The organism is Arthrobacter sp. 05N33_2 (assembly GCF_056397425.1).
This window is the reverse complement of sequence record NZ_JBFTNJ010000106.1, coordinates 1-6,536: the sequence shown is the minus strand read 5'-3', so window position 1 is coordinate 6,536 and position 6,536 is coordinate 1. Positions and strand designations below refer to the sequence as shown.

Genomic DNA, 6,536 nt, shown 5'->3' with positions numbered 1-6,536 from the left:
CCATATACCCGCGGCCTCTTGGGCGCCCTCCCAGCAGGGCGAACCCACGGCCAGCGACTGAACGCTATTTCTGGAACAGTGCCGGGAAACCTCCTATCCCTCACCGGGTGCGCCTTCAGAAACCGTTGCTCACATGCAGTCACCGACTGCTCGCTCACCGACCCGCTGCTCACCGAGACCGGGCCACACCAGGCAGTCGCCTGCCTCCAGGAAGGCGAACTATGACCAACGTTCTCACGCTCGAAAACATCGTCAAAACGTTCCCGCACCACAGACGAGTCTTCACCGCAGTCGACGACGTCTCCCTCAGCATCAAGGAAGGTACGGTCTACGGCCTTGTCGGAGAGTCCGGCTCCGGCAAAAGTACCCTCGCCCGCTGCGCCATGCAGCTGATGCGCCCAACATCCGGGCGAGCTGTCTTTGAAGGACATGACCTCGGCAAACTCGGACCCAAGGCACTGCGGACCATCCGTTCCCGGATGGGAATAGTACTTCAGAATCCAGTGGCATCATTGAATCCACGAATGACTATCGGCGCTTCAGTGGCAGAGCCCCTCCGGACCCACACTGCCCTGACAGGGCAGGCCCTCCAAGCAAGAATAAACAATCTGCTGGACGAGGTCGGGCTGGGAGCCGGGCACGCCCATCGGCTCCCGCACCAGCTCTCCGGAGGACAGTGCCAACGCGTCGGCATCGCACGCGCCCTGGCCACCTCTCCCCGTCTCCTGATCCTGGACGAACCCACCAGCGCCCTTGATGTTTCCGTCCAAGCCCAGATTCTGAACCTGCTCCAGGACCTGCAGCAACAAAAAGGGCTCACATATCTGCTCATCTCCCACGACCTGGACGTCGTCCGCTATCTCAGCGATGAGGTGGCTGTCATGAAGACCGGAAAGATCGTAGAAAGCGGACCAGCCGAACGGATCTTCACAGATCCACAGCACGACTACACCCGCAGACTCCTCGAGGCAGCCCCAGGGCGCGGCCGGCCCGAATTGGCAGACTCCCACGCCCTCCCCACCCTCACCACGCAAGGCAGCGACTAGACATGCTAGAGACAACAGCAAATGGTTCCCTTCTGACCAGCCCCGGCAAGATCGACCGCTATGCCGGCCAGGACTTCAATGAGCACGTCACCCTGGACAACTGGCAGGAAAGCCCATTCAATCGCTGGGGCTTCGCTCACATCAGCGAACTCATCACTACCGCAACGATCCGTCGAGGCAGAGCATCCGAGCCCTCTACTGGAAGTGAGTCAGCCACACCGGAACACGCGGAGAGGTGGCACAGCGTTGAGGAGTTCCTGGAATCCACGCACACAGATGCCATCGTCGTACTTCAACACGGGAAACTGGTCCTGGAACGCTATTTTGGCTCTTTCCAGCCGCACGACCGGCACGTCCTGATGTCTGTTTCCAAATCCGTCTGCGCGCTTACCATGGGTATTTTGGTGGGCCGGGGACTCATAGACACGCAACAGCCTGTCCACCACTACGTCCCGCCGCTGAAGGGAAGCGCCTACGGGAACGCGACGGTCCGCCAAGTACTCGACATGACCGCCGCAGTCCGGTACAGCGAGAACTACCTGGACGCGGCCGCTGAAGTCCAGCAGCAGGATAGGATCGCCGGCTGGCGCCCCAAGCTCGAAACAGACCCAGAGGACACTTACGAATTCCTCACGCTCCTCCAAGCTGTCGGAGAACACGGCCGATCATTTCAGTACTGCTCAGCCGGTACAGACGTGCTGGCATGGATCATCGAGAACGTCACCGGCAAGCGATACGCCGAAGTCGTCTCCGACGAACTGTGGTCCCAGCTTGGGACACTCGATGATGCACTCATCACCACTGATTCCGGTGGTTTCGCATTTGCGAACGGAGGAATCGCCTGTACCGCACGAGACTTGGCCAAGATCGGACAGCTCATGCTGGACGAGGGGAAAGCCAACGGGCAAACGGTCGTCCCATCATGGTGGATCAACGACACGATGCGCGGCGGAGACCCGCAACTGGCCAGAGGAACCGGCTACCAGAAAGTCCACCCCAACGGCTCCTACCGGAACCAGTGGTGGGTCCCCGGAGATAGCCGAGGCACGGTCTACGCTGCAGGCATCCACGGCCAATTCATTTGGATTGACCCCGTCAGCGACACGGTAATAGCGAAGTTTTCCTCTTGCCCGCAGCCGGTTGCACTCGAACTCAGCCGGGCACACGCCGCGGGCTTCAGGCAATTGATCAGCATCCTGGAATACACGAGCTGATTGAGGCGACCCCTCGGAGCGCAGGTCCTCAGCAATCCCCACTAAATAAAGGTCAAAGGATAAAAATCGCCTCCACGGGTAATCCGAAGCAGACCGCCGAAGCAGACCGCCGCCCGGCGGCCGTGCACCCAATTGCCGGCCTTCCGCTGCCCATCACAGAGCCAAACCGACTGCTGCAAATCCCGGTTTCCCACTCTGTTCGTTGCCTGCCCCTGTACTTCAGGGTTCGATTCCTTCTCCTGACAACGAACTACAACGGCTCAGACGCCACCTGACACTCCTAGCGGTCCTCCCCCTTTCCCCGACACATGGGCCCTTATCGGCACCGTGTAACAAAGGAGTGGTCATTCTCACCGGACGTGGCCTCGGGTTCCAGCGAAACCTGGGCAGCAGGTAGACGAACCCAAAGTGGTACGCGTCTTTGTCCTCGAGGACGGGCGCAACGCAGACAACTTCGGCGGCCTGGTGGCGGCCATTCCTCCCGAACACCTGACACTGGCCGCCCAGGCACTGGAAATTACCCGCAGCGGTACAAACACGGCCTCTTCCTGACGGTGAGCAGGGACCAGCCTGCCCACTCCAAACACAGTCGACAGTGCGCGCGTACTCGTAGCAGTCAACTGCGGCCATCGCATCTAAGGAATCAAAACCTGTACCCCGGAAGAGCACCAAACGATAGGGAATGCTTGGAAAGCGGAGGCGAAGACATCTGGCACGCACGAAATGTGCCTACGAGAGGATTCAAAGTGCTATCGCAATCAACTTCCAACGCCCGCCTGGCGGGCAAAGTCGCGTTGGTCACAGGCGCTACTTCCGGTATCGGGGAAACAATCGCCCGCAGACTGGTAGCCGAAGGAGCCCAGGTGCTGGCAACCGGGCGGTCAATCGAGCGAGGGCGACGACTTGAAGCGGCACTCGGTTCCCATCTGCACTTCTATTCCACGGACATCAAAGACGAAGAATCAGGCAATGCCCTTACCTCCGCAGCAGTTTCACGCTTTGGTCGACTCGACGTGCTGGTCAACAACGCCGCGGTCGATCATACGGGAGACCTTCTGTTAGTTCCCGACAAGGAGATCCGAGAAGTCTTCGAAGTCAACACTTTCGCTGCCATCCGCCTTCTGCAAGCGGYCGCCCGAACCATGCAGGACACTGGCGGATCGGTCATCAACATCACTTCACGTTTGGCCTCAATCGGAGTGCCCACCATGGGGATTTACAGCGCCAGCAAGGGAGCAATGCTGGCGCTGACGAAGGCTGCAGCCGTGGACCTAGCCCCCTACAACATCCGAGTAAACGCCGTTGCCCCAGGCATGACAAAGACACCGCTATACGACGAGTGGCTGGAAACGCATGCAGATCCAGCGGCGGCCGAAGCAAGGGTTGTTGACCAAATCCCCCTTAAACGGCTTGCACTTCCAAGCGACGTGGCCGGAGCCGTGGCATATCTGGCCTCGGATGAAGCCTCTTACATCACCGGCACCTCGTTGCCCATAGACGGCGGATACACAGCTCAATAGCCGCCACAAGAAAAGAGGATGACATGTCAACGCCTTCAGTCTCCGCCATTAACATTCCCTGGGCCGACGGCACTAGCCACGTGGACCAATCCAGAGGGCGGCTTCTTCCTATGGGTCACCTTCAACAACGCGATTGACACTTCAAAACTGTTCGAGGTTGCAGTTGCCCAAGGCGTAGCCTTCATCCCGGGTCGCGCCTTCTCGGTTTCCGGAAGTTTCGGCAATGCACTTCGACTTTGCTGCGCATCGCAAACCCCAGAAAGGATTGAGGTAGGGCACGCGCGCCTGGCAACGGTTCTCAAAGAACTCTGACGTTCCAGAGCAACGTGCTGGCGGACCGTATGAGGAACCATGCCGCCAGCAGCGCCGTCGTGGGCACGGACGCCGGAGCTGCGAGGTGACGGGGCCAAACTGGTGAAAAATGAGGACGAGCCCGCCGGCATTGGAACTCCAAGGCAGCCGAAGAGATTTCCCCAAGCCTGTTCGCTCCAATAACCACGTCAACCCACGGTCAGGGACAGCTGAACAATCGTGATGTCAGAAAGGAACACAATGAGGGCCCTTGCCAGGAAGGGAGCATTGCGCAGTGGCGCAAGCTATTTCTCCACGACCCACTGGGCGGCGCAGCACTATCGTGCCCAGGAATACAGCGTGGCCCTCTTGGGCGTGATGTACCCGTGTGCGGTCCAACACTGCCACGACGGCCCAGAACATTTGGAGCCCACGCTGCCACCCGAGATCCCCATCCGTCGACGGAGCACCGACCTCATCTTTTACTACCCCATCCATACCGATGTAGGCCGGATTTCTCAGCCAACCGGCGAACAAACACCGGTACCAGCACGCCACGAAAAGCCCGCCGGCGCGAAGCACGCAAGCCGTAGGGCTTCCATCGACGCCGTAGTCCGCGACCTGGCGGTGCTTCTCCTCCGGAAACGACCACAGTAAAACCGCCGCTGCATTTCCATGATCTAAGCGTGAGAAGGCTGCTCACCACGATTGATTCCCTTCGCCCACCGAGGACCAGGCCTTTTAGGAGTCCGATATCACCGATTACTCATGCCGCACATATGCAGCACGCCCTGTCAGGGTTAGCTACACCCCAGACTGACGTCAGGCGGCCAACCAAATATTGTCAGATTAGGGTCCAGCGGGCGTTTTCTGCACCCCACCGGTTACCGGTCTTGGATCTCAATCTGACAGAAGGAGGCGGAAACGCAGCGCCGGCGCAGCTGGATATCGCTGCCATCAACCACGAATTGGCACTGCTCTTCCCGTCCGTTGCTGTCAACGGACCGGATCCCGGCAGCCAGCAGTGCTCCAAGAACTGATGCATCGGCTGCCTCCGGGCATTCGCCGCGAGTTCCGCTCCTACCTGGCCGGGGCAGGCCTTGACGGGCCGCACTAGTGGACAGGGACGTCGCCGAGGCGATGACTGCCCCTTACCGCTGGCTCGCCCGCCGCATCGGCCCCGAGGCCTAGCCCTCACCGCTGCGAGGATGGGGGCCGCCGGCCGAGGTCCATGAGGCAATGACCGAACTCGACCGGGTCCGGGACTGGATCGTCAAAGGCAACCGCGAGGACCAGACCGTGCCCGGGCTCCTGCTGCGTGAAGGCGCCCAGCAGCTCGGCCTGATCCGCAAGATCAAAGGCAGGCTCGTCCGCGGCGAAGAGGCTGGGTGATGACCCGCGCAGTTGTGGCTGTTCCTCGCCCGAGCCATTGGCCGGACCTGCTTGGGCACCTCAGGCCGCACCTCAAGCTGTCCTCGCCGCCCGGAACTTGGACGGAAGCGCCCGTGCACTGCCCCGGAGTCCTTAATGGCCGTGCGCGCCGCGGTCGTCCCTCCGCACGGTTGCGCCCTGTTCAGGTTGATCTGTTGTTATCCAGGTCACATTGCGTCTATCGTTGTCGAGGGCCACAGCGCGGTGGCCCGTTTTAGAGCGGAGAAGTGTGTGAACGAGAAGCTGCGGGTGCTGGTCCGTGTGGACCTCGATGGCGCCAAGGCCCACGTCAAGGTCCAGGGCCACGTGACGGTTCAGAACCTCAATGGCCTCTACGGCGTGGTCCAGCGCGCCAGCTCGCTCGCCTCAGGACTGTCGCTGGAACTCGATGTGACGCGCGCACAGACTGACTCCGACGCCATGGGAGAGCTTCGTGCGTGCGCAAAGTCGCATCACCTGCCGGTGCACGTCGACCCTCGCCAGCACGACTACCAGATCAGCCTCCTGACGCAGAACACCGCGGTGTCCGCGGCCCTGTCGCCAGTCCTGGCAGCCTGACCTGCAGCACTGGCTACTGGGGCTGGCCGTGCCCTTGGCTCACAGCCTGGCCTGCGTGCCTGAATCTGATGTCAGCGCAGGGCGCGCGGAGCATGGGTGCGAGAGAGCGCGTTGAACTTGAAGCATCGCTCCTTTGCGCGACCGGATAGCTTGCGGCATGTCTTATCCCGCGCACTCGATGCAGTACGGGTGGCCGTCCCGTTCTCGCGCGAGCTGGGACCGGTGTCGGACCAGGAAGCAGGAGTAGCAGGTGAACTCGTCCTTGGCCTGGGGAATGACCTGGACGATGAGTTCCTCGGCAACGAACTCCCCGCCGGGGGTCATGGCCTCATCCAGTGCGTCGGTCTCGTCCAGTTCGCGGATGACGCTGCGGGCATCTGGTGCGCTGGCGGACTGCAGCGCTTCCAGGGACCTGTCCTGGGATTCCTTGACGTCGGAACGTACTTCGTCGTAATCAGTAGCCACTGAGGTGTTTC

10 protein-coding genes are annotated in these 6,536 nt (G+C 60.9%); 9 read left to right on the top strand and 1 reads right to left on the bottom strand.

Annotated elements, in window-relative coordinates; genetic code table 11:
• The 9 genes from AC1DHX_RS19970 to AC1DHX_RS19930 form a co-directional block, all read left to right on the top strand.
• A partial coding sequence (locus AC1DHX_RS19970) for an oligopeptide/dipeptide ABC transporter ATP-binding protein (protein ID WP_476900408.1) occupies positions 1 to 225 on the top strand: 225 nt, incomplete at its 5' end.
• Positions 222 to 1,046, top strand: a complete 825-nt coding sequence (locus AC1DHX_RS19965) for an ABC transporter ATP-binding protein (protein WP_476858043.1) — start codon at positions 222 to 224, stop codon at positions 1,044 to 1,046. The genes AC1DHX_RS19970 and AC1DHX_RS19965, both read left to right, overlap by 4 nt.
• Positions 1,047 to 1,048: 2 nt before the next feature.
• The gene (locus tag AC1DHX_RS19960; protein WP_476860266.1) at positions 1,049 to 2,260 is read left to right on the top strand and encodes a serine hydrolase domain-containing protein; all 1,212 of its coding nucleotides are present in this window, start codon (positions 1,049 to 1,051) and stop codon (positions 2,258 to 2,260) included.
• Positions 2,261 to 2,668: 408 nt separating this feature from the next.
• Positions 2,669 to 2,812 (top strand): hypothetical protein, encoded by a 144-nt coding sequence (locus AC1DHX_RS19955; RefSeq protein ID WP_230008577.1) that lies wholly within the window; start codon positions 2,669 to 2,671, stop codon positions 2,810 to 2,812.
• A 194-nt stretch (positions 2,813 to 3,006) separates the two neighbouring features.
• Positions 3,007 to 3,780, top strand: coding sequence for an SDR family NAD(P)-dependent oxidoreductase (locus AC1DHX_RS19950; RefSeq protein ID WP_476900407.1), 774 nt, complete (start codon positions 3,007 to 3,009; stop codon positions 3,778 to 3,780).
• An 18-nt stretch (positions 3,781 to 3,798) separates the two neighbouring features.
• Positions 3,799 to 4,092: an aminotransferase class I/II-fold pyridoxal phosphate-dependent enzyme gene (locus AC1DHX_RS19945; RefSeq protein WP_308288903.1), complete on the top strand. Its 294-nt coding sequence runs from the start codon at positions 3,799 to 3,801 to the stop codon at positions 4,090 to 4,092.
• A gap of 872 nt (positions 4,093 to 4,964) precedes the next feature.
• Positions 4,965 to 5,111, top strand: coding sequence for a hypothetical protein (locus AC1DHX_RS19940; protein WP_476863759.1), 147 nt, complete (start codon positions 4,965 to 4,967; stop codon positions 5,109 to 5,111).
• 199 nt (positions 5,112 to 5,310) lie between these two features.
• Positions 5,311 to 5,463, top strand: coding sequence for a hypothetical protein (locus AC1DHX_RS19935; RefSeq protein ID WP_230008575.1), 153 nt, complete (start codon positions 5,311 to 5,313; stop codon positions 5,461 to 5,463).
• Positions 5,464 to 5,733: 270 nt separating this feature from the next.
• Positions 5,734 to 6,060: a hypothetical protein gene (locus AC1DHX_RS19930; RefSeq protein ID WP_230008574.1), complete on the top strand. Its 327-nt coding sequence runs from the start codon at positions 5,734 to 5,736 to the stop codon at positions 6,058 to 6,060.
• A 162-nt stretch (positions 6,061 to 6,222) separates the two neighbouring features.
• On the opposite strand, the gene AC1DHX_RS19925 is transcribed toward AC1DHX_RS19930, so the two are convergent.
• Positions 6,223 to 6,525 carry a DUF4193 domain-containing protein gene (locus AC1DHX_RS19925; protein ID WP_476858068.1) on the bottom strand — a complete coding sequence of 101 codons (303 nt, stop codon included), beginning with the start codon at positions 6,523 to 6,525 and terminating at the stop codon, positions 6,223 to 6,225.
• Positions 6,526 to 6,536: the final 11 nt, after the last annotated feature.

Bases quoted from the DNA above. Each gene is read 5' to 3' on its own strand.
- AC1DHX_RS19965 (WP_476858043.1), top strand. From the start codon at position 222: ATGACCAACGTTCTCACGCTCGAAAACATCGTCAAAACGTTCCCGCAC.
- AC1DHX_RS19960 (WP_476860266.1), top strand. From the start codon at position 1,049: ATGCTAGAGACAACAGCAAATGGTTCCCTTCTGACCAGCCCCGGCAAG.
- AC1DHX_RS19945 (WP_308288903.1), top strand. From the start codon at position 3,799: ATGACATGTCAACGCCTTCAGTCTCCGCCATTAACATTCCCTGGGCCG.
- AC1DHX_RS19935 (WP_230008575.1), top strand. From the start codon at position 5,311: ATGACCGAACTCGACCGGGTCCGGGACTGGATCGTCAAAGGCAACCGC.